This window comes from Yoonia sp. 72, from assembly GCF_034652275.1.
In the GTDB taxonomy this organism is placed as follows: domain Bacteria; phylum Pseudomonadota; class Alphaproteobacteria; order Rhodobacterales; family Rhodobacteraceae; genus Yoonia.
Genome location: NZ_JAXIWG010000004.1, coordinates 255,858 through 276,089, shown reverse-complemented (window position 1 = coordinate 276,089; position 20,232 = coordinate 255,858). Strand labels below are relative to the sequence as shown.

At 62.2% G+C, this 20,232-nt stretch carries 21 protein-coding genes; 7 read left to right on the top strand and 14 right to left on the bottom strand.

Going from position 1 to position 20,232, the window contains the following annotated elements:
* Window positions 1–16: 16 nt before the first annotated feature.
* The 7 genes from VCK47_RS16480 to VCK47_RS16450 form a co-directional block, all read right to left on the bottom strand.
* On the bottom strand, window positions 17–901 hold the full coding sequence (locus tag VCK47_RS16480; protein ID WP_322891405.1) for a hypothetical protein: 885 nt from the start codon (window positions 899–901) through the stop codon (window positions 17–19).
* Window positions 883–1,530 carry a DUF1007 family protein gene (locus VCK47_RS16475; RefSeq protein ID WP_322891406.1) on the bottom strand — a complete coding sequence of 216 codons (648 nt, stop codon included), beginning with the start codon at window positions 1,528–1,530 and terminating at the stop codon, window positions 883–885. The genes VCK47_RS16480 and VCK47_RS16475 overlap by 19 nt, the downstream gene beginning before the upstream one ends.
* 78 nt (window positions 1,531–1,608) lie before the next feature.
* Window positions 1,609–2,133, bottom strand: a complete 525-nt coding sequence (locus tag VCK47_RS16470) for a DUF4166 domain-containing protein (RefSeq protein WP_322891407.1) — start codon at window positions 2,131–2,133, stop codon at window positions 1,609–1,611.
* Window positions 2,130–2,534 (bottom strand): thiol-disulfide oxidoreductase DCC family protein, encoded by a 405-nt coding sequence (locus VCK47_RS16465; RefSeq protein WP_322891408.1) that lies wholly within the window; start codon window positions 2,532–2,534, stop codon window positions 2,130–2,132. Before VCK47_RS16465 ends, VCK47_RS16470 begins: the two co-directional genes overlap by 4 nt.
* A gap of 73 nt (window positions 2,535–2,607) precedes the next feature.
* Window positions 2,608–3,543, bottom strand: a complete 936-nt coding sequence (locus VCK47_RS16460; RefSeq protein WP_322891409.1) for an isopenicillin N synthase family dioxygenase — start codon at window positions 3,541–3,543, stop codon at window positions 2,608–2,610.
* On the bottom strand, window positions 3,543–4,427 hold the full coding sequence (locus tag VCK47_RS16455) for an NAD(P)-dependent oxidoreductase (RefSeq protein ID WP_322891410.1): 885 nt from the start codon (window positions 4,425–4,427) through the stop codon (window positions 3,543–3,545). The genes VCK47_RS16460 and VCK47_RS16455 overlap by 1 nt, the downstream gene beginning before the upstream one ends.
* Before the next feature lie 33 nt (window positions 4,428–4,460).
* On the bottom strand, window positions 4,461–5,123 hold the full coding sequence (locus VCK47_RS16450; RefSeq protein ID WP_322891411.1) for a dimethylsulfonioproprionate lyase family protein: 663 nt from the start codon (window positions 5,121–5,123) through the stop codon (window positions 4,461–4,463).
* A 126-nt stretch (window positions 5,124–5,249) separates the two neighbouring features.
* Here VCK47_RS16450 and parE point away from each other — a divergent pair, with 126 nt between their 5' ends.
* The 3 genes from parE (at window position 5,250) to VCK47_RS16435 (ending at window position 8,790) form a co-directional block, all read left to right on the top strand.
* Window positions 5,250–7,208 (top strand): DNA topoisomerase IV subunit B, encoded by a 1,959-nt coding sequence (gene parE / locus VCK47_RS16445; protein ID WP_322891412.1) that lies wholly within the window; start codon window positions 5,250–5,252, stop codon window positions 7,206–7,208.
* Window positions 7,209–7,976 (top strand): hypothetical protein, encoded by a 768-nt coding sequence (locus VCK47_RS16440; RefSeq protein WP_322891413.1) that lies wholly within the window; start codon window positions 7,209–7,211, stop codon window positions 7,974–7,976. It abuts the gene before it with no gap.
* Window positions 7,977–8,073: 97 nt separating this feature from the next.
* Window positions 8,074–8,790, top strand: a complete 717-nt coding sequence (locus tag VCK47_RS16435; protein ID WP_322891414.1) for a DUF1194 domain-containing protein — start codon at window positions 8,074–8,076, stop codon at window positions 8,788–8,790.
* 6 nt (window positions 8,791–8,796) lie between these two features.
* On the opposite strand, the gene VCK47_RS16430 is transcribed toward VCK47_RS16435, so the two are convergent.
* The 6 genes from VCK47_RS16430 to proS all read right to left on the bottom strand — a co-directional run bounded on the left by VCK47_RS16430 (window position 8,797) and on the right by proS (window position 14,084).
* Window positions 8,797–9,438, bottom strand: a complete 642-nt coding sequence (locus VCK47_RS16430) for a DUF3047 domain-containing protein (protein ID WP_322891416.1) — start codon at window positions 9,436–9,438, stop codon at window positions 8,797–8,799.
* Between the two features lie 93 nt (window positions 9,439–9,531).
* Entirely contained in the window at window positions 9,532–9,918 is a 387-nt protein-coding gene (locus VCK47_RS16425; RefSeq protein WP_322891417.1) for a cytochrome c, read from the bottom strand.
* 131 nt (window positions 9,919–10,049) lie between these two features.
* Window positions 10,050–10,730 (bottom strand): ABC transporter ATP-binding protein, encoded by a 681-nt coding sequence (locus VCK47_RS16420; protein ID WP_322891418.1) that lies wholly within the window; start codon window positions 10,728–10,730, stop codon window positions 10,050–10,052.
* On the bottom strand, window positions 10,723–11,979 hold the full coding sequence (locus VCK47_RS16415) for an ABC transporter permease (protein ID WP_322891419.1): 1,257 nt from the start codon (window positions 11,977–11,979) through the stop codon (window positions 10,723–10,725). The genes VCK47_RS16420 and VCK47_RS16415 overlap by 8 nt, the downstream gene beginning before the upstream one ends.
* Before the next feature lie 41 nt (window positions 11,980–12,020).
* Entirely contained in the window at window positions 12,021–12,632 is a 612-nt protein-coding gene (locus tag VCK47_RS16410; protein ID WP_322891420.1) for a DUF2937 family protein, read from the bottom strand.
* Window positions 12,633–12,743: 111 nt separating this feature from the next.
* Window positions 12,744–14,084, bottom strand: a complete 1,341-nt coding sequence (proS, locus tag VCK47_RS16405; RefSeq protein WP_322891421.1) for a proline--tRNA ligase — start codon at window positions 14,082–14,084, stop codon at window positions 12,744–12,746.
* A 158-nt stretch (window positions 14,085–14,242) separates the two neighbouring features.
* Between proS and VCK47_RS16400 the strand changes: the two genes are divergently transcribed.
* The 4 genes from VCK47_RS16400 to VCK47_RS16385 are packed head-to-tail and all read left to right on the top strand — an operon-like array spanning window position 14,243 to window position 19,806.
* Window positions 14,243–15,346, top strand: a complete 1,104-nt coding sequence (locus VCK47_RS16400; protein WP_322891422.1) for an AI-2E family transporter — start codon at window positions 14,243–14,245, stop codon at window positions 15,344–15,346.
* A complete protein-coding gene (locus tag VCK47_RS16395; protein WP_322891423.1) occupies window positions 15,343–16,005 on the top strand; it encodes a DnaA ATPase domain-containing protein in 663 nt (220 codons plus the stop codon). The genes VCK47_RS16400 and VCK47_RS16395 overlap by 4 nt, the downstream gene beginning before the upstream one ends.
* A 50-nt stretch (window positions 16,006–16,055) precedes the next feature.
* Entirely contained in the window at window positions 16,056–18,224 is a 2,169-nt protein-coding gene (locus tag VCK47_RS16390; RefSeq protein ID WP_322891424.1) for an RNA degradosome polyphosphate kinase, read from the top strand.
* A gap of 34 nt (window positions 18,225–18,258) precedes the next feature.
* The gene (locus tag VCK47_RS16385; protein ID WP_322891425.1) at window positions 18,259–19,806 is read left to right on the top strand and encodes a Ppx/GppA family phosphatase; all 1,548 of its coding nucleotides are present in this window, start codon (window positions 18,259–18,261) and stop codon (window positions 19,804–19,806) included.
* A gap of 10 nt (window positions 19,807–19,816) precedes the next feature.
* Here the strand turns inward: VCK47_RS16385 and VCK47_RS16380 are convergent, their stop codons facing one another.
* Window positions 19,817–20,197 (bottom strand): AAA+ family ATPase, encoded by a 381-nt coding sequence (locus VCK47_RS16380; protein WP_322891426.1) that lies wholly within the window; start codon window positions 20,195–20,197, stop codon window positions 19,817–19,819.
* Window positions 20,198–20,232: the final 35 nt, after the last annotated feature.

Genomic DNA, 20,232 nt, shown 5'->3' with positions numbered 1-20,232 from the left:
AGGTCGTAAAGCGCAATCAGATGCTGCGCTGGACCAACTGCAAGGCGAGCACGACAACAACCGCACCCGCCGCGATTTCGGCGCCCGCCATCATCCGTGCGGTGCCGCGGTTACTGACCAGTTGCAGCGCACTTTCGCGAAAGCCCACGGCAGCAAAGGCCACCAGCACGGTGATGCTGGCCGTGCCCAGTCCCATGACAAAGGCGCCGACAATCCCCGCCCAGTCCAGCCCGAACCGCCATGTCAGGATCAGCAGGAACACCGCGCCCGTGCAGGGGCGCACAGCAATTGCAGCGATGATCGCTGCGGCATCGCGCCATGAACGGACCTCGGCCGCCTGTTCCACGCTGGGGGCATGGGCATGACCGCAGCTGGCGCAGACGGTATCATGTGCGTGGACAGGCTTGCGCAGGCCGCGCAGGTGACGCAGGCCACGCAGCACCAGCCATAGCCCGACACCCGCGATCAGCGCGTAGCTGACAGGTTCCAGCACGTCATCGGCCAGCCCCGTCATCTGTTCGCGGCCCCAGCCCAGCACCCAGACGGCGGTGTAGACCAGCACCACCGCCGTCGCCGCCTGTGCCAGCGACGAGGCCAGCGCGAGGCCCGCCAGCCGCCCCACTGGCACCCGCGCGCCAAGGCCATAGCCACCGATCACCAGCTTGCCATGTCCCGGCCCTGCGGCATGGACAAAGCCATAGGCGAAACACAGCCCCCACAGCGTCAGCACCGCCCCCGGATTGCCTTGCTGGAGCGCGCGCAAAGCCCCCGCCATCGCGTTCTGAACTTGCAACTGGGCAGCGGCGGCAGCCCGCGCGATCTGGTCAGCCCCGCCAAAGCCCCAAAGCCAAAGTGCTGTCGCACCGATCATGGCGAGCAGTCCTACAGCTGTGCGGCGCATGTCACCACCACGGTATCGGCAAAGGACCGGCCGACTTCGGGGAAATCCTCGTCGGGGCCCACGTCGCTGGCAGGGCGGCCATAAAGGAGTTCCTCGACCAGCGAATAGGCGGCGTCCAGATTGGCGGGGATGATGTCGACCGTGCAATCGTCGCGTCCTTCGACGGTGACGGGACCGGCAATCGAATAGGCGATATAATAGGTCGGATCATAGGGCAGGATCGTCAGCGGTGCGCTGCGGTCGGCAACCCGCGCCAAGGGGCGCAGGTGGGTTTCGCGCATGATCCCGTTCTCGTAGACCATCGCATGGTCGCGCTTGGGGGCCAGCGGCAGGACCGTGTCGCCCTGCACCACCTCCAGATCGCCGTTGAAATCGGCGGGCCAAGCGGCGATCTGTTCGTCGAGCAGGCGCTGTTCCACGGGTGTCAGTTTCAGGTCCCCATCCAGGTCGATCCCCAGATCAGACGTGACGAGCATCGAGAAATAAGCGTCATAGACCCAGTCGAGCCGAACGCCGACGTTGCCATCCGCGTCGAACACCACGGCCATCTGAACATCCACAAAGACATGCGGATGCGCCAGCGCAGGCATGGGCAGCAAAAGCGGGATCAGGGTCAGGTTGCGCAACATGCCTCTAGGTACCGCGAAGCGCTGCTTGCCGCAATCGCAGCGTGACGCAGCGGGCGACACGTGGCCGTGATCTGCCCATCACGCCAGCCAGCCTTTGTAATGCACGATCAGCGCCCCCGTCAGCGGCGCATGGATCGCCACATCGAACCGGAACCGCCCGTCCGCCGCATATTCGCGCGCAATGCTGACCGGCAGCGCGCGGCGGGGCAGCGGGACGGGGCCGATCCGTCCCGCCGTCACCGGAAAATGCAGCGCGTCCTCCGCCACATGCAGGTTCAGATCGAATGTGAACGGCCCGAAGCGTTCGGTGATCCGGCCCGCGTTCAGCCGCAGATGCGAACGGAACCGGCTGGTGCCAAATTGCCTGACCCAGACCTCGCCATCTGGTCGGGGGGTCATGGTGACGGTGACAGGGGTTTCCGCCACCGCCTTGGGAAAGCGGAACAGCGCCGCGATCAGCCGTGGCCATAGGCTTGTGCCGCGTGTCACGCTGGCCGTGCCGCGCCATGTCACCGTGCCATCAATCCGGTGCAGCGCCTGCACCTCGCCCGGCAGTGCCGCAAAATCCGCGCCCAGATAGCGCGGGAACAGCGCATCTGTCATGAGAGCAGCCGCGCGCGAAATGCGGGATCGGGCAAGGCGCATATGTCGCCGCGTCCGAACACTGCATAGCGGTTGCGCGCCACGCGCTGGTAAAGCCAGTTGCGCAAAGGACGCGGCAGGACCCGCAACAGCGCAAACACTCTGCCCCAGCCGCCGCTGCGCTGGCCCACACGGATCAAGGCGTCGAAATCGCGCCAGACCGTGCCAGATTCGATAAAGAGCCATGTGTCGGGATCGCGCGGGTCCAGCCCGTTGGCGCGCATCAGTGCCGCCCCCGTCGCCGACTGGATCGGCGCGATGCGGATATCGCCGCTGCGGTCGATCCGGTGGATCATCCGCGCGCCCCAACTGCACACGGCGCAATCGGCGTCCATCACGGCTATCGGCGGGTCATGGGTCATTGCTTTGCCTCGCACACTTACCCCGCAAGCTAGGCTTTCGACGTCCGCCCGCAAGGGGCGTCCTTGTCGCAGGTCAGGTGCCGGTAGACCGGAACTTGTCCATCAGATAAGGCCCTGATTTCACGGGCGGATAGGCGTCCGATCCATCCAATGGCACAATCTGCGCATCCCAATCGGGCTGGTGGAAAAACGCAAGCGACTGGCGCGCGGGCTGGTCGGGTTTCGCTACAACGCGGTGCAGGGTACTGACCCAGGCATCCGCCGTCCAGCGCGCCATCAGATCGCCGATATTGATGACAAAGGCCCCCTCGGGTGCTGGCACATCGACCCAGGTCTCGCCGATGCGCACTTGTAGCCCCTGACTGCCAGGCTGCGGCAACAGGATGGTAAGCGAGCCATAGTCCGTATGCGCCCCCGCCCGCTGCTGTTTGTCGCGCGGCACTCCTTGCGTTGCGGGATAATGCAGCGCGCGCAGGGCAGAGATGGGATTGGCGATGAACGGGTCGAAATGATCCTCCGGCAGATGCAATGCGGCGGCGAAGGCACGCATGATCCGCGCGGCCAGATCCTCCATCGCGGCGTAATAGGCCTCCCACGCTCCACGAAACCCCGGCAGGTCGGGCCAGAGCGTCGGCTGGTAGCAAAACGCCATCGCGTCGGGTGACGCATCCGCTGGCACGCGCAGAGGACCGCCGTTGAAGCTTTCCTTCAGATCGGGCGGCGTGTCCTCGCCTTTGGAGCGGGCAAGCGCCTCGGTATCGGGGCCAAGATAGCCGTAGGGATAGCCCTGATAGGGCGGGCTGACCGCTTGTTTGGCGGCAGGGTCCTGCGCAAAAAACGCCTGCGCTGCCGCCCAGACTGCGGCGATCACGGCAGGGTTCACGCCATGCCCGTCAAGCACCAGAAAGCCCGTGTCGCGGCAGATCCGGTCAAGCTCTGCCGCCTGCGCCGCGCGGTCCTCTGCGGTCGCCGCCTCGAATGCGGCCAGGTCGAAGCGCGCGAAATCCATCAGCCCAGCACCGCGCGCCAGGAATGCTGCGGGGTGAAACCGACCATGCGCTTGGCCTTGGCATTGCTATACATTGTTTCGTTTTCCGACAAAGTGCCGCGCACCTCGACCCCTTGGTAAAAGCGGTCGATCACGTCCTGCGCGGTGATCCCGACGCTGAGATCGTCGTTGGAGACGTTGAACACCTGATAGCCCAGACCGTCGGTTTTCAGACAGCAATCGACCATATGCCCCAGATCGCGCGCGTCGATATAGGCGAAAATGTTGCGGCGGCGGGTTGCGGCATCAGCGATAAAGGCGGGGAAGTTTTTCGCATATTCATGTGGTTCAATGACATTATTGATGCGCAGACCATAGATATCTGCGCCAGACCGCGCCTGAAAGCTGCGCGCTGTCGCCTCGTTGCAGACCTTGGACATGGCATAGCTGTCATGCGGCACGGTGGGGTGTTCCTCGTCCACGGGCACATAATCCGGCTTGACCTCGCCATGGGCGAAGCAGACGCCGTAGGTGGTCTCGGAACTGGCAAAGACCACCTTGGGGACGCCCAGCTTCACCGCCGCCTCGATCACGTTATAGGTGGACAAGGTATTAATCCGGAAACATTCCGCATCGGTGCCGATCATCACACGCGGCACGGCGGCGAAATGCACCACGGCATCGAAACGCGGCACGCCGGTACCTTCGTCAAGCTCGTGGAAATCGGTGTATTGCGACATAGCCCCGATCACTTGCCCCGCATCGGTCAGGTCCACCAGCAATTCGGACACGTCCAGACCGGACGGCACAAGGTCGATATTCACAACCGTATGCCCCTGCGCCTGCAGATGCCTGATCGCGTGTTTGCCTGCCTTGCCGCTGCCGCCGGTAAAGAAAATGCGCATGGATGGTCCTTTCACATGTCTGTTTGCGGCACCCTATTTGCGCGGGCGGGAAAAGACCATCTTTTGCCCCGCCAGATCATCCGCCTTCCCCAGCCATGCATAGGCCAGCAGCGCCGGTTCGCGGTCGCCCACGGTGATCCGGTGCAGATGGTCGGGCGGGTTGAAGATCATCGAGCCCGGCACATAGACGCCCTGATGATTCTCGGACACCGCCCCCGACAGGCAGACATAGCTTTCGGTGATCCCCTGATGCGCATGCGCCGGATAGGTGCAGGCAGGCGCGAACAGCACGACGCCGAGGATGATTTCGGCCGTAACAACCGGCCCGTGGGGGCCTGCGATTTCGGCATAGGCATAGGATTCCGCCAAGGCGGGCGGCACCTTTTCGTATCCGTATTGCCACGACAGTTCGGCGCTGACCGTATCAAGCGACCGGATGATCGAGGCCATCGGTCCCGACCGCCCCTGATCGAGCGCGCGGCGCAGATGGGCGGTCACAGGTTTTTGCGCGGCAGGTTGCAGCTGGACCGGCGCATTGGCTTTCATCACGCGGTTGATCGCCTCGCGGGTCTGGCGCTGGTGGGTGCGAATCCGGTCGCTGCCCCCTGCGGGGATCGCACGGTAAAGCTCATAGAACTCTGCCAGCAGATAGCGCCAGTCGGGCAGCGTTTTCAGCGTCGTTGTCGTTCCGGTCATCGGCATCCCCCGTTTGGCAAGAAACCTGCCACAGCCCGCAGGGCAAGACAAACGGCATATCTGAGGTCTTTCATGCGCAGCCCCCCTCTGCCATAACAGCGCAAACCACCAAGAAAAGAGCAGCCAATGGCCGACGACCTTTTGTCCACAACAGGACCCGACGATTACAACGCCTCCAGCATCGAGGTGCTGGAAGGGCTGGAACCCGTCCGCAAACGCCCCGGCATGTATATCGGCGGCACCGACGAACGGGCGCTGCATCATCTGGTGGCCGAGGTGCTTGATAACTCCATGGACGAGGCTGTGGCAGGCCATGCCAACCGGATCGAGGTTGAACTGCACGCGGATTATTCCGTTACCATCCGCGACAACGGGCGCGGCATCCCCGTCGATCCGCACCCCAAATTCCCCGACAAATCCGCGCTCGAAGTGATCCTGTGCACCCTGCACGCGGGCGGCAAATTCTCGGGCAAGGCCTATCAGACATCGGGCGGGTTGCACGGGGTGGGTGCATCGGTCGTCAACGCGCTGTCGGATTCCATGATCGTGCAGGTGGCGCGCAACAAGGAACTGTTCGAACAGCGGTTTTCACGCGGCCTGCCGCTTGGCCCGATCCAGAAACTGGGACCGACCCAGAACCGGCGCGGCACGACCGTGACCTTTCACGCGGACGAGCAGATCTTTGGGTCGCAGCGGTTCAAACCGGCGCGGCTTTACAAATCCATCCAGTCCAAGGCCTACCTTTTCTCGGGCGTCGAAATCCGCTGGAAGACAGAGATCAACGACGGTGAAACCCCGCTGGAGGCGACGTTCCATTTCCCCGGTGGTCTGGCCGATTACCTCAAGGAAACATTGGGCAAATCCGCGACCTATGCCGACAAGCCTTTTGCGGGCAGCGTCGATTTTGCCGACAAGTTCAACGAACCCGGCAAGGTGGAATGGGCGATCAACTGGACGCCGGTGCGCGACGGGTTCATCCAGTCCTATTGCAACACGGTCCCCACCCCTGAAGGCGGCACCCATGTCGCGGGCTTCTGGAACGCGATCCTCAAGGGGATCAAAGGCTATGGCGAGCTTGCGAACAACAAGAAGGCCGCGCAGATCACGCGTGAAGACCTGATGTCGGGCGGCTGTGCGCTGGTGTCCTGTTTCATCCGCGAACCGGCCTTCGTGGGCCAGACCAAGGACCGGCTGTCGTCCGAAATCGCGGCCCGCATGACCGAAGGTGCAGTGCGCGACCATTTCGACAACTGGTTGGCGGCGGATACCAAATCCGCAGGCGCGATCCTTGATTTTCTGGTCCTGCGCGCCGAGGAACGCTTGCGCCGCCGTCAGGAAAAGGAAACCGCCCGCAAATCCGCGACCAAGAAACTGCGCCTGCCCGGCAAGCTGACCGATTGCACGTCCAAGGACCGCAAGGGCACGGAACTCTTCATCGTCGAAGGGGATTCCGCGGGCGGGTCCGGCAAGGGCGCGCGCAACCGCGTCAATCAGGCGCTCTTGCCGCTCAAAGGCAAGATCCTGAACGTGCTGGGGGCGGCATCGAACAAGCTGACCACCAATCAGGAAATCAACGATCTGTGCGAGGCTTTGGGCGTCGGCATGGGCACCAAGTTCAATGTCGATGACCTGCGCTATGAAAAGATCATCATCATGACCGACGCCGACGTGGACGGCGCGCATATCGCCAGCCTGCTGATGACGTTCTTTTTCACCCAGATGCGCCCGCTGATCGACCACGGGCATCTCTATCTGGCCTGCCCGCCGCTCTATCGCCTGACCCAAGGCGCGCGGCGCATCTATGTGGCGGATGACGCCGAAAAGGAAAAGATGCTGGCGAAGGGTCTGGGCGGCAAAGGCAAGATCGACGTGCAACGCTTCAAGGGTCTGGGCGAGATGGACGCCAAGGACCTGAAAGAAACCACGATGGACCCCGCCACCCGCAAGCTGATCCGCGTGACCGTGCATGACGAAGTGCCCGGCGACACCGCCGATCTGGTCGAGCGGCTGATGGGGAAGAAACCCGAACTGCGGTTCCAGTATATCCAGGAAAACGCACGGTTCGTGGAGGAGTTGGATGTTTAGATGAAGTCGAAATGGATTTCTTTGCGTAGCATAAAGCAGCACGAGTTCCGTACGACGCTTAGGCACATCAAAGCGGCGGGTGCGAACTGGGATACGATATACACGAACCTTGGGCGCATTCAGGATACACTGATTTCTAAGCTTATAAAAAGCTGCAGCTTTCTCTTTATTTATTATCTTTTGTTATCTTCGCTCAGCAATCAAAACTTGATTAGCATCAATTTTCAAGGGGTGACCGCAACAGTTCCGACAGCTTTTCTAACTATTGTCGCGAGTGTTTCCCTTTACATCACCATAATGCAAGTCCAATCCATCGCAATGATTATCATAATTCGAGCGCGTGAGGGGCTGCGATTGTCTCTTCGTGGTTTTTCAACGGGTGCTTATGGTTTTTTCAACGAGCAGGACGAAATGCATTTAGCAGTGCCTGTGATGCCTTATGGCTCCTTCAAAGAAGTTATACCAATTTCAGCAGTATTATCTCTTTGTCTAACGGTTATAATGGTTTGTACCGTTATTCCGATAGGCGCGTTCGCCTTCTACTTGTTTGAGCTTCAGACAAGTATTATTTTCTCGAATGACGTTGCAACTGTTTACAGGATTATAGCGACAGTTGGCAATTTTATAGTTCTGGCAACCGCTTTATACATTTTGTTGTTCAATATTCCGTTTCCTATGCGTAAGCACAGTGAGGCAATTCGATGGGGATTTCTTGTTCGGCTGTACAAGGTTGGACAACATCCACAGCTTGATCGCTGGCTAAAGTAGCCAGCCGTAGGGTGCGCATCCTGCTCACCACCCCGACGACATCAGTGCGCAAAATGCGCACCCTACCCTTGCGTCAATCCCGCCCTATCTTCCCGCCATGCGCCACCTGATCCTTGCCCTCTTCCTCGCCTCGCCCGCCTTGGCCCAGCAGATCGAGACGGACCTTGAACTGGTCCTGCTCGCCGATGCCTCGGGGTCCATCGACGCGGATGAACTGCTGTTCCAGCGGCAATCCTATGCCACCGCAATCACCGATCCGGCGGTCGTCGCGGCGATCCAGAACACGCTTTACGGGTCCATCGCGGTCACTTACGTCGAATGGGCCAGCAATCAGGCGACGGTCGTGGACTGGACCATCATCGCGGATATGGACAGCGCCACCGCCTTTGCCAACGCCCTGATCGGCCCGCCACGGCAAGCGAGCGGCAGCAATGCCATCGGCGCGGCGCTGCTTTACGGGATGGACCAGATCGAGGGGAACGACATCCGCGGCCTGCGCCGCGTGATCGATTTTTCGGGTGACACGATGGCCAATACCCTTGGGCCGCCCATCACCCAATCCCGCGACAGGGTCGTCGCAGCGGGCATCACGATCAACGCCCTGCCGATCCTGCGCAACAATGATTTTCGCAGCAACAGCGGGTTGGTCAATCTCTATGAGCAGAACATCATCGGCGGCCCGAACGCCTTTGTCATGCCCGCGATGGACGGCCCCGCGTTCACCGATGCCATCCGCCGCAAGCTGATTCTCGAGATTGCGGGCACCGTGCCGGACACGCCCATGGCCACAGCGCTGCTGGCCCAGATCCCCTAGGCCCCCTTACCGCAGCACCAGATTGCCCAGCGCCGCACGGATCACGCTGTCGGTGTCGTCGCTGTCGCCCGACACGGCCAAGCCCACCAGCGCCCCCGGCGCACCGCCAAAGGCGCGCGCATAATCCGCCGCAAGGTCCACGTTTTCATTGAAAGACCCCGTGCCCGCCTGTCGCAAGGCGATGGTCACCCCCTGCCCCGGCGGGCCGTAGGGCGAGGGGATCACCTGCCCCGCCGCATGATTGCCGCCCCAGGCGTATTGCATGATCCGCACGTCGCTGTTGCCCAGCAGACTGCGGATATTCGCGCCTTCCAGACCGGGGGCGAGCTCTTCCGGCACGAACACGAAATAGAGCGAGATGTTGCGGTCATCCCCGCCTTTGCGCGACAGGTCGGTCGCCGGCACCGATTGCTCGACCGTCCAGGACCACGATGCGCCCCGCGTGTTCCAATCGGCGCGTGGCACGCGGGTCCATGCGATGGACACCGACCCGTTCGATTCGAGCGTGAGGCTCTCGCCGAACCCGTAGCGGTTGGAACTGAACAGCGACAGCCGCTGTTCCTGCCAGCCGCTGGCGAAACTGACAGGGCCTGCCAGCGCGGGCGCGGCGGTGGCCAGAAGAAAGGCGAAGGGAAGCATAATACGCATGATCTGATCCTCGGGTTGTTGCACGAAACCTAAGGCAGACACGTCACCAGCGCACCAATCGGTGCAGCCGGTCACGGCAATGTCAGATCGCTGTCATCTTTGCAGCGTCTCGAGGTAATCGGTCAGCACAAGCAGTTTCCACGGCACCGGCGTGCCCAGCCCGTCGTTTTCGACGATCACGGTATCGCCCATGTCGCCCGCGCCGAATTCGGGCATCGCCCCCGACAGGTGCTGGCCTGCTTCATAGCCGTCGATCGTGCTCATCACGGCGTCGCGGGGGAAGGTGCCGCCGTTGCGCGCGGAAATCTGGGTCAGATCCGGCGGTATCACGCCGAGATCGCGCGCCATCGGCCCGTTGCCGGTCCCGTCCGCGCCATGACAGGCGGCGCAATTGTCCAGATAGGCCGTGCGCCCGTCGATCGGCTGTTCGTCAACACAGGCCGCAAGCACCAGCACCGCGCCAAGAATGAGTTTCTGCATCATTTGCCTCCTTGTTTTTTGCCAGACTAGCAAAGTCGCAGGCCGCAAGCCATGACGCAGATCATGGCATGGCAAAGAACACCTCAAGGCGCTGATCATGCTGACGGCGGGCGATTGTTGACCCAAAAGCCCTAGAGCGGGACCAGAACGCCCGCGTTCAGCCGCACCTGCCGGTCCATGCGCGCGGCAAGCTCTAGGTTATGCGTCGCGATCACCGCCGCAAGGCCAGTGTCGCGCACCAGCCCGATCAGCGTCTCGAACACGCGGTTGGATGTGTCGGGGTCCAGATTGCCCGTCGGTTCATCCGCGAGCAACAGTGCGGGTTCGTTCGCGAGCGCCCGGCAAAACGCCACGCGCTGCTGTTCGCCGCCCGACAGGGCCGCAGGCCGGTGCGCGGCACGTTCCGCGATGCCCACGCGGTCAAGCAGGGCCATCGCGCGGGCATGGGCGGCTTTTTCGCTGACACCATTGGCAAGCTGCGGCAGGACGATGTTTTCCAGCGCCGAGAATTCAGGCAGCAGGTGGTGGAACTGGTAGATGAACCCGACCTGGCCCCGCCGCACGCCCGTGCGTTTACGATCCGACAGGTGCGTCATGTCGGTGCCCGCGATGCTGACCGTGCCCGTGTCAGGCGTATCCAGAAGCCCCGCGATATGCAGCAAGGTCGATTTGCCCGCCCCTGACGGGGCAACAAGGGCCACGATTTCCCCCGCCCCGACCGTCAGGTCGACGCCTTGCAGCACGCGCACCTCGTTCGGTTTGCCCGCGTTGTAGGTCTTGCGCAGGTCATGCAGCGACAGGATGTTATTCATAGCGCAGCGCCTCGACCGGGTTCATGCGCGCGGCGCGGCGGGCGGGAAAGATCGTGATGATCCACGACAGGCCCAGCGACAGCGACACGGCTTTCAGCACATCGGACAGATGCAGTTCGGCAGGCACGTTGTAGATGCCGCGGATCGACGGGTCCCAGACACCGCCACCGGCGACATAGTTCACCAGACTGAAAATCTGGTCGATATAGATCGCGAAAAGACACCCGAGGATCACGCCCAGCGCGGTCCCGATGGTCCCTATCCCTGCCCCACAGATGAAGAAGATGCGCAGGATCGACCCTTCTGTCAGGCCCATGGTGCGCAGGATGCCCACATCGCGGCCTTTGTTTTTCACCAGCATGATCAGCCCGCTGATGATGTTCATCGACGCGACCAGCACCAGAATGGACAGGATGATGAACATCACATTGTCCTCGATCGTCAATGCGCGCAGGAAACGGCCCACGCGGTCCTGCCAGCTATAGGCCCAGGTGTTGGGGCCTGCGGCATTGGCGATCTCTTGTTTCAGGGCCTCGGACTGGTTGATGTCGTCAAGACGGATGTCCAATTCATCGGCCACACCGTCACGGTTGAAGATCGTCTGCGCCACCTCGAAGGGCAGATAGGCGCGCACCTCGTCGATCTGGTAGCGGCCTGTGGAGAAGATATAGACGACCTCATAAGCGTTGCGCCGCGTGGATTGCCCCATGGGCGTGGCAGCACCCGACCGTGTCGTGATCTCGATCCTGTCGCCAAGGCCAAGGCCAAGGTTCGCCGCCAAGGCCGAGCCGAGGGCGATCCCGTTCGGCAAATCGTCGATATTGCCGATGGTGCGTTCGCTATCCACGATGGCCTCGGACGCTTTGAGATCATCCAGATGGATGCCGTAAATATCGGCGAGTGCGATCTGGCCAAAGGCCCCTGCCATCGCCTGCCCGCGCACCAAAGGTGCGACGCTTTGCACACCCGGTATGGCCATGATCCGGTCGGACATGGCGGCGTAATCCTCGATCACCTCGCGCGGGCGCACCACGGTCACATGGGCATTCGCGCCCACGATCGTGTCGATGAATTCGGCGCGAAAGCCTGACCGCACGGCCAGCGTCGCAATCAGCGCGAAGACCGCAAGCGTGACGCCGATCAGGCTGATCCATGTCATGACGCTGACGCCGCCTTCGGCGCGTTTGGCGCGGATATAGCGCCAGGCGATCATCCATTCGAATTTGGCAAAAGGGCGGGTTGTCTGCATGGCGGTCTTCTAGCGGGCAGGGCCGGACATGGCCAGCGCGATCAACGCTTGACCCCCGACAGGCGGGGAATATGCGAGGGCGTTTCTGCCACAAGACGCGGTTTGGCGATGGGTGGCTCGCCTTTGATCGCAGGCGGTTTACGTTTGACGGGCTGCGCGCGCGGCTTTTTGGTGGCCTTGAACGGAACGGTGACAAGGGCGGCCAGCAAGGCCAGCAGCGCCCAGCCTGCCCCGAATCCCGCGCCTGCAGCGACAGCGCCCGCTGCCGACAGCGGCATCGCAGGCTGGAAATCGGCCCAGACCGCGCGGGCGATGTCGGCATCGGCCACGCGCTGCGGCATCGTCAGCCGCGCGACGGGGGATGCGTTGCGCAAAGCGTCCAGATCGTCGGAGAGTTGCGCATGCCGCAGGATCGTGCGCCGCCACATCGCGGCCTGCCCGTCCATCGGCGGGGTCTGCGCCATTTGCTGCAACATTTCCTCGCGGCCAAAGCCCGCCTCGAACGCGGTTGCATCGAAATCGACAAGCTGTGCTGTCAACGCATCCACATGCCCGCCCAGCCGTTGCAGGTATTGCTGCGAGAATTCGGGGAATTGCGACAGGCCAGCGGCCCCCGCCAGCCCACCGGCAAGGCCAATCACACGCAGGATCATGGTGTTGCGTTCCGATATGTCATGGCCTGCCTCATGCCCGTTTTATGCGGATCATAGCAAATCGTGGCAAGAAAGCGCATCATATCTGCGCGACCGGCGGGCTTTTGCGCGTCACGCGATCCCTTCGTAGATCTTGGCGATCCGCGCCACGGCATCCGCAGGCGGCAATTCTTCGCTTTCTCCCGTGCGGCGGCTGGTCAGTTCAACCACGCCGTTCTTGAGCCCGCGCGGCCCGACGGTGATCCGCCAAGGCAGGCCGATCATATCCATCGTGCCGAATTTCGCGCCTGCCCGTTCGTCGCGGTCGTCGTAAAGCGGCTCCAGCCCCAGCGCAGTCAGGCTGTCGTAAAGCGCCTCACAGGCCGCATCAGCCTCTGCATCGCCTTGCTTGAGGTTGACGATCCCGCAATGGAACGGCGTCACCCCTTCGGGCCAGATGATGCCTTTGTCATCATGGCTTGCCTCGATAATGGCGCCCAGCAGACGCGACACGCCGATCCCGTGGCTGCCCATATGGACGGGGACCTTGCCGCCCTTGCCGTCATCGACCAAAGCACCCATCGCATCGGAATACTTGGTGCCGAAATAGAAGATCTGGCCCACTTCGATCCCGCGCGCAGTGCGGCGGCGTTCCTCGGGGATTTCGTTGAACAGCGCCTCGTCATGGGTTTCATCCGTGCGCGCATAGCGGCTGGTGAATTCGTCCAGCACAGCAGCGCAGGCGGCGTGATCGTTGTAATCGATCTGCCGGTCCCCGAACTTCAGGTCGGTGATCTGGCTGTCATAGAACACTTCCGATTCGCCGGTTTCCGCCAAGACGAGGAATTCATGCGTATCGTCGCCGCCGATGGGACCGGAATCGGCGCGCATCGGGATCGCCTGCAGGCCCATGCGTTCGTAAGTGCGCAGATAGCTGACCAGATGGCGGTTATAGGCGTGCAGCGCGTCCTCTTTTGTCAGGTCGAAGTTATAGCCGTCTTTCATGTAGAATTCACGGCCCCGCATGACGCCGAAACGCGGGCGGACCTCGTCACGGAATTTCCACTGGATCTGATAGAGCGTCAGCGGCAGGTCCTTGTAGCTGGTCACATGCGCGCGAAAGATGTCGGTCACCAGTTCTTCGGCCGTGGGGGTGAACAGCATCTCGCGGCCGCCACGGTCCTTGATGCGCAGCATTTCTTCGCCATAGGCGTCATAGCGCCCGCTCTCGCGCCACAGATCGGCGGACTGGATCGTCGGCATCTGGATCGCGATATGGCCCGCGCGTTCCTGTTCCTGATGCACGATATTCTCGATCTTGCGCAGCACCTTGAAGCCCAAAGGCAGCCAGGAATAGATGCCAGCGCTGGCCTGTTTGATCATCCCCGCCTGCAGCATATAGCGGTGCGACACGATCTGCGCCTCGCGCGGGGTTTCTTTCAGGACGGGCAGGAAATAACGGCTCAGACGCATGACAAGGACCTTTATGGACGGCGAAATTCGCCTCGACGTGTAATCGTGCAGTCCTGCCCCCGCAAGCATTGTGATCAGCGCCATCCCAAATAGCGCAGAACCCTTGCAAGCAAGGCGCGTTTGCCGCATCACAGCGCAAACCAAAAGCGGAGTGACCGATGGCCCTGCCCGTCAAGGACCAGATCAAATATTGGGGCATCGCGATGGCGGTGTTTCTTGTCGTGCTCTGGGCGCTGGGGGATGTGATCCTGCCCTTCGTGCTGGGGGGCGCCATCGCCTATCTGCTGGACCCTGTCGCGGATCGGTTGCAACGCTTGGGGCTTAGCCGTGTGGTGTCGGTCAGCATCATCACGCTGGCTGCAGGCATGGTGTTCATCCTGCTGATCCTGCTTGTCATCCCGACGCTGGTGAAACAGACGACGGCGCTGATCGAAACTGCCCCTGCCGTGTTCGAGCGGCTACAGGCGGGCCTGACCACGCGTTTCCCCGACCTGATCGAGCCTGACAGCACGATCCGCCAGCAATTGCAGGCCATCGGTGAAACCATCCAGTCGCGCGGCGGCGAATTGATCAACGGCTTGCTCAGCTCGGCCATGGGGCTGCTCAACATCATCGTGCTGCTGGTGATCGTGCCGGTTGTCGCCTTCTACCTGCTGCTTGACTGGGACAACATGATCGCCAAGATCGACAGCCTTTTGCCGCGCGATCACGTGGCCACCGTGCGCCATTTGGGAAGCGAGATCGACCGCACGCTTGCGTCCTTTATCCGCGGGCAAGGCACGGTCTGTCTGGTGCTTGGCACCTATTACGCAGTGGGTCTGATGCTGGCGGGGCTGAATTTCGGGCTGATCGTAGGCTTCATCGCGGGGCTGATTACCTTTATTCCTTATGTCGGCGCGCTGGTCGGCGGGGTTCTCGCGATCGGGCTGGCGCTGTTCCAGTTCTGGGGCTCGGTCGAGGTCGCGGATGGCGATACCGTCACCTATACGACCAACTGGCTGCGGATCGGGATCGTCGGCGCGATCTTTGCGCTGGGGCAGTTTCTGGAAGGGAACGTGCTGACACCGAAACTGGTGGGGTCGTCGGTCGGACTGCACCCTGTCTGGCTGATCTTCGCGCTGTCGGTGTTCGGGTCGCTCTTTGGGTTCGTGGGCATGCTGGTCGCCGTGCCGGTGGCCGCCGTTATCGGGGTGCTAACGCGCTACGGGCTGGGGCGCTACCGCACAAGCCTGCTCTATCGCGGGCAGTCCAAAGACCTATGATCGCGCAGCAACTGAGTTTCGACTGGCCCAACGGGGTGGCGCTGGGGCCGGATGATTTTTTCGTCTCGACTGCCAATGCGACGGCCTTTGGCATGGTCACCGACCCCGACCGCTGGCCTTTGCGCAAACTGGTGATCGCGGGGCCTGCGGGCTGCGGCAAAAGCCACCTCGCGCGGATTTTCGCGGGCGGTCAGGCCACGCAGATCATCGCGGCCGCAGACCTGACCCCCGATTTCCAGCCCGAAGCGGCGGCATTGGTGATCGAGGATATGGACAGCCTGCCGCAGGCCGCCCAAGAGGCGATGTTCCACCTGCACAACCACCTGCAACACAGCGGCGGGCTATTGCTGATGACCGCGCGCCAGACGCCCGGGCATTGGCCCGTCACCCTGCCCGATCTGGCCAGCCGGATGCAGGGCAGCGCCGTCGTGCAGGTCGCGGACCCCGATGATGCGCTGTTGCAGGCGGTGATGATCAAGCTGTTCGCCGACCGCCAATTGCTGCCGCCGCCCGACCTTGCGGCCTATCTTGCGCCGCGGATCGAACGGTCTTTTGCCGCTGCCGCCGCCATCGTGGCCGAACTGGACAGCGCGGCCCTTGCGACAGGGCACAAGATCAACCAGAGGCTTGCCGCGCGGCTGCTGGACAAGCCTGACTAGGCGCTGCATCATCGTCACAAAACCGCAACCTTCGCGGGACACAAGGCAGCATGATCAACGCAAATTTCCTGACAGGCGACTTTCCCGCCGCGACCGCCCTTGAAACCGACCTTGCCAGCTGCGCGCGGTTCGTGAACCGTGAACTCAGCTGGGTCGGGTTCAACTGGCGTGTGCTGGAAGAGGCCGAGAACCCGCGCGTCCCGCTTCTCGAACGGCTGCGGTTTTTGTCAATTTCCGCGACCAATCTGGATGAATTCTATACCGTCCGCGTTGCGGGCCTGCGTGAATTGTCCATTGCGGGCAATGTCACGCCTGCGCTCGACGGGTTGACCCCCGCCGAACAGTTGGTCGAGATCGACCGCGAGGCGCGCGCCCTGATGACGCGCCAGCAGGTCGTGTTCAGCGCGCTTCAGTCCGAGATGAAAGACAACGGCATCGCCATCCTGACGCGCAAGGACGTGACCGAGGATGACCGCGACTTTCTGGACAATTACTTCCTCGATCAGGTGTTTCCGGTCCTGTCGCCACTGGCCATCGACCCCGCGCATCCGTTTCCATTCCTGCCCAACGAGGGTTTCGCGCTGGCCTTGCAGCTCGAACGCAGCGCCGACAAGCGCAGCCTGCGCGCGCTGTTGCCGATCCCTGCCCAGATTGCGCGGTTCATCTCGCTGCCCAGTGCGGCGGGGCACAGGTTTCTGCCGCTGGAAGAACTGCTGCTGTTGCATATCCCGCGCCTGTTTCCGGGCTATCAGGTCAAAGGCAATTGCGGGTTCAAGGTGCTGCGCGACAGCGATCTGGAACTGGAAGAAGAAGCCGAAGACCTTGTGCGCGAGTTTGAAACCGCGCTGAAACGCCGCCGCCGGGGCGAGGTTGTCCGGCTCAAGATTTCGGCCAATGCCCCGCCCGCGCTGCAATCGCTGATCATGTCCGAATTGCATGTGTCCAGCGATGCTGTGGTCGAGGTGGACGGGCTGATCGGGATTTCCGACCTTGGCGAACTGGTGCTGGACAGCCGGCCAGATTTGCTCTGGCCCAGTTTCACGCCGCGTGTGCCGGAACGGGTGCAGGATCATGACGGTGACATGTTCGCCGCGATCCGGCAAAAGGACATGCTGCTGCACCACCCTTATGAGACTTTCGACATGGTGGTGCGGTTTCTGCATCAGGCGGCGCATGATCCTGACGTGGTGGCGATCAAGCAGACCCTTTACCGCACGTCGCAGAAATCACCCATCGTCACAGCCCTTTGCGAGGCCGCCGAGAACGGCAAATCGGTCACCGCACTGGTCGAACTCAAGGCCCGCTTTGACGAGGCCGCCAATATCCGCCAGTCTCGCAGGCTGGAACGGGCGGGCGCGCATGTCGTTTACGGGTTCGTGAACTACAAGACCCACGCCAAGATCAGCACCGTGGTGCGCCGCGAAGGCGACAGGCTGGTGACCTATACCCATTTCGGCACCGGCAATTACCACCCGATCACGGCGCGGATCTATACCGACCTGAGCTTTTTCACCTGCGATCAGGATCTGGGGCGCGATGCGACCAAGGTGTTCAACTACTTGTCCGGCTATGCCCAGCCCGAGGGGCTGAAGAACCTGTCGATATCTCCGATTTCGCTGAAACAGACGCTGATCGACCGGATCGGGATCGAGGCGGACAACGCCCGCGCGGGCAAACCCGCGATGATCTGGGCCAAGATGAATTCGCTTGTGGAACCCGATGTGATCGACGCGCTTTATACCGCGTCGCAGGCGGGCGTGAAGATCAGCCTTGTGATCCGCGGCATCTGCGGGCTGCGCCCCGGTGTCAAAGGCCTGTCGGACAATATCCGCGTCAAATCCATCGTGGGGCGGTTTCTGGAACATTCGCGCATCGTCTGTTTCGGCAATGGCGCGGCGCTGCCGTCCAAAAAGGCCAAGGTCTATATCAGCTCTGCCGACTGGATGGGGCGCAACCTGAACCGCCGCGTCGAAACGCTGGTCGATATCCAGAACCCGACCGTCAAGGCGCAGATTGTCAGCCAGATCATGGCCGCAAATATGGCTGACGTTGCGCAAAGCTGGGTCATGGCGCCCGATGGCAGTTTTACCCGCGCCACTCCGCCCGAAGGCGAATTTGCGTTCAATTGCCACCGCTTTTTCATGGAAAACCCCTCGCTTTCGGGGCGCGGGTCGGCGGGGGCGTCGGATGTTCCGCAATTGACCCACACGGACGATTGACCGATACCAGTCGGGCGTCACACACGGGGACAGAATGAACCAGCAATCCGAGCCTGACAGCATCGACTGGGGCCCTTTCGGGCGTCCGTTGTTCGAGGACCCCGCCGCACAGGCGCTGGCGCGGGTCGGTGTGGTCGATGTGGGATCGAACTCTGTCCGCCTGGTCGTGTTCGACGGGGCTGCGCGCTCGCCTGCCTATTTCTACAACGAAAAGATCATGTGTGCGCTGGGTGCGGGCATGTCCCAGACCGGCCATCTGAACCCCGAAGGGCGCAAACGCGCCATTTCCGCGATCCGCCGTTTTGCGGCCCTTGCCAAAGGCATGGGCATCCCGCCGCTGACCGCCGTGGCCACCGCCGCCGTGCGCGAGGCGAGTGACGGGCAGGACTTCCGCGACGAGGTGCTGCGCGAGACCGGCGTCAAGCTCTGGGTCATCGACGGCAAGGAAGAGGCACGTCTGTCCGCCCAAGGCGTGCTTCTGGGCTGGCCGGGCAGTTACGGCCTTGTCTGCGACATCGGCGGGTCGTCCATGGAACTGGCCGATCTGGCCGAAGGGCGCGTGGGCCAGCGCGTGACATCCGCCCTTGGCCCGCTGAAACTGCGCGAGATTCCGGGCGGCAAAAAGGCGATCAAGGCCTATGTCCGCGACACGATGCAAGAGCTGCACAAGGAAATGAACTTTGAAACCGGCATGCGCCTGTTTCTGGTCGGCGGGTCGTGGCGGGCCATCGCGCGGATCGACATGGAACGGCGCGGCTATCCTTTGACCGTGCTGCACGAATACCGCATGTCATCGCGCCAGATCAGCATGACGGCCGAATACATCCGCAAATCCGACCTGACCGAACTGCGGGGCCGCTGCCATATCTCGGACAGCCGGATGTCGCTGGTGCCGCTTGCGTCCATCGTGCTGAAAGAACTGATGCGCACCTTCAAGCCCAAGGATGTCGCCGTGTCGTCCTATGGTATCCGCGAAGGGATGCTTTACGAACAAATGCCGCGCGCGCTGCGCGAACGCGACCCGCTGATCGAATCCTGCCGGTTCGCCGAAAACAAGGACGCCCGTCTGCCCGGTTTCGGGCGCATCCTGTATGATTTCGTCAAACCACTGTTCCCGCGTGCCAACTGGCAGCGCAAACGCATCATCAAGGCCGCCTGCCTGCTGCATGACGTCAGCTGGCGCGCGCATCCCGATTACCGCGCCGAAGTGACCTTCGACAATGCCACCCGCGCCAACCTTGGCGGGCTGAAACATTACGAACGGGTGCTGCTGGGGCTGGCGCTGATGAACCGCTATTCCAGCAAGACCGCCAGCAGCCGGTTCGACCCGCTGTTCGCGATGCTGACGCCCGACCAGATCAAGGAAGCCGAGATTCTGGGCAAGGCGATGCGCCTTGGCGCGATGCTCTGGCTGACGGCGGATGAACAGCCCGGCACGCTGAAATGGAACCGCAAAGCAGGTGAGCTGACCCTGCGGCTGACCGAGCACGCCCGCCCGCTCTACGGCGAAGTGGCCGAAATCCGGTTCAACGCGCTGGCCGCAGCCCTGAACGCGACAGGAATCGTCAAATTCGAAGGCTAAAGCCTGCGCCTCAAAGCTCGATCTCGCCGCCGTCGGTTGCGGTATCGGGCATGAACAGCGGCGCGGTGGGCTTGCGGCGCATGATGATGTCGCCGTTGGGCAAAAATTCGGGAAGCTCGTAATGCCGCACATCATCCACGCGATTGAGGAACGTGGCCAGACCGGGGCCCATTTCGCGCAGGAAATCCCCCACGACCGGCCCCATTTCCTCCAGCGTGTCGCGCAGGCTGTCGATAGTGGGTGACATTTCCTCTATCAGGCCGCGCATGATCATCCGCGCGCCTTCCTCGACAAGGTTGAACCCGCCGGATGGCGCATCATCGGCGCTTTGGGCCGGCGCAGGGCCAGCTAGCAACACAGTCAGGACAAGGGTGATCGCGGTCAGTCGCATGACATGAGCATAAGCCTTTCCACCCCGATTTTCAA

Excerpts from the sequence above, each read along its gene's own strand:
- VCK47_RS16395 (WP_322891423.1), top strand. The coding sequence starts at position 15,343 with ATGATCGCGCAGCAACTGAGTTTCGACTGGCCCAACGGGGTGGCGCTG.
- VCK47_RS16385 (WP_322891425.1), top strand. The coding sequence starts at position 18,259 with ATGAACCAGCAATCCGAGCCTGACAGCATCGACTGGGGCCCTTTCGGG.
- VCK47_RS16440 (WP_322891413.1), top strand. The coding sequence starts at position 7,209 with ATGAAGTCGAAATGGATTTCTTTGCGTAGCATAAAGCAGCACGAGTTC.
- VCK47_RS16435 (WP_322891414.1), top strand. The coding sequence starts at position 8,074 with ATGCGCCACCTGATCCTTGCCCTCTTCCTCGCCTCGCCCGCCTTGGCC.
- VCK47_RS16425 (WP_322891417.1), bottom strand. The coding sequence starts at position 9,918 with ATGCAGAAACTCATTCTTGGCGCGGTGCTGGTGCTTGCGGCCTGTGTT.
- VCK47_RS16390 (WP_322891424.1), top strand. The coding sequence starts at position 16,056 with ATGATCAACGCAAATTTCCTGACAGGCGACTTTCCCGCCGCGACCGCC.
- VCK47_RS16455 (WP_322891410.1), bottom strand. The coding sequence starts at position 4,427 with ATGCGCATTTTCTTTACCGGCGGCAGCGGCAAGGCAGGCAAACACGCG.
- VCK47_RS16460 (WP_322891409.1), bottom strand. The coding sequence starts at position 3,543 with ATGGATTTCGCGCGCTTCGACCTGGCCGCATTCGAGGCGGCGACCGCA.
- VCK47_RS16465 (WP_322891408.1), bottom strand. The coding sequence starts at position 2,534 with ATGACCCATGACCCGCCGATAGCCGTGATGGACGCCGATTGCGCCGTG.
- VCK47_RS16475 (WP_322891406.1), bottom strand. The coding sequence starts at position 1,530 with ATGTTGCGCAACCTGACCCTGATCCCGCTTTTGCTGCCCATGCCTGCG.
- VCK47_RS16420 (WP_322891418.1), bottom strand. The coding sequence starts at position 10,730 with ATGAATAACATCCTGTCGCTGCATGACCTGCGCAAGACCTACAACGCG.
- VCK47_RS16415 (WP_322891419.1), bottom strand. The coding sequence starts at position 11,979 with ATGCAGACAACCCGCCCTTTTGCCAAATTCGAATGGATGATCGCCTGG.
- VCK47_RS16400 (WP_322891422.1), top strand. The coding sequence starts at position 14,243 with ATGGCCCTGCCCGTCAAGGACCAGATCAAATATTGGGGCATCGCGATG.
- VCK47_RS16480 (WP_322891405.1), bottom strand. The coding sequence starts at position 901 with ATGCGCCGCACAGCTGTAGGACTGCTCGCCATGATCGGTGCGACAGCA.
- VCK47_RS16380 (WP_322891426.1), bottom strand. The coding sequence starts at position 20,197 with ATGCGACTGACCGCGATCACCCTTGTCCTGACTGTGTTGCTAGCTGGC.
- proS (WP_322891421.1), bottom strand. The coding sequence starts at position 14,084 with ATGCGTCTGAGCCGTTATTTCCTGCCCGTCCTGAAAGAAACCCCGCGC.
- VCK47_RS16470 (WP_322891407.1), bottom strand. The coding sequence starts at position 2,133 with ATGACAGATGCGCTGTTCCCGCGCTATCTGGGCGCGGATTTTGCGGCA.
- parE (WP_322891412.1), top strand. The coding sequence starts at position 5,250 with ATGGCCGACGACCTTTTGTCCACAACAGGACCCGACGATTACAACGCC.
- VCK47_RS16430 (WP_322891416.1), bottom strand. The coding sequence starts at position 9,438 with ATGCGTATTATGCTTCCCTTCGCCTTTCTTCTGGCCACCGCCGCGCCC.
- VCK47_RS16450 (WP_322891411.1), bottom strand. The coding sequence starts at position 5,123 with ATGACCGGAACGACAACGACGCTGAAAACGCTGCCCGACTGGCGCTAT.
- VCK47_RS16410 (WP_322891420.1), bottom strand. The coding sequence starts at position 12,632 with ATGATCCTGCGTGTGATTGGCCTTGCCGGTGGGCTGGCGGGGGCCGCT.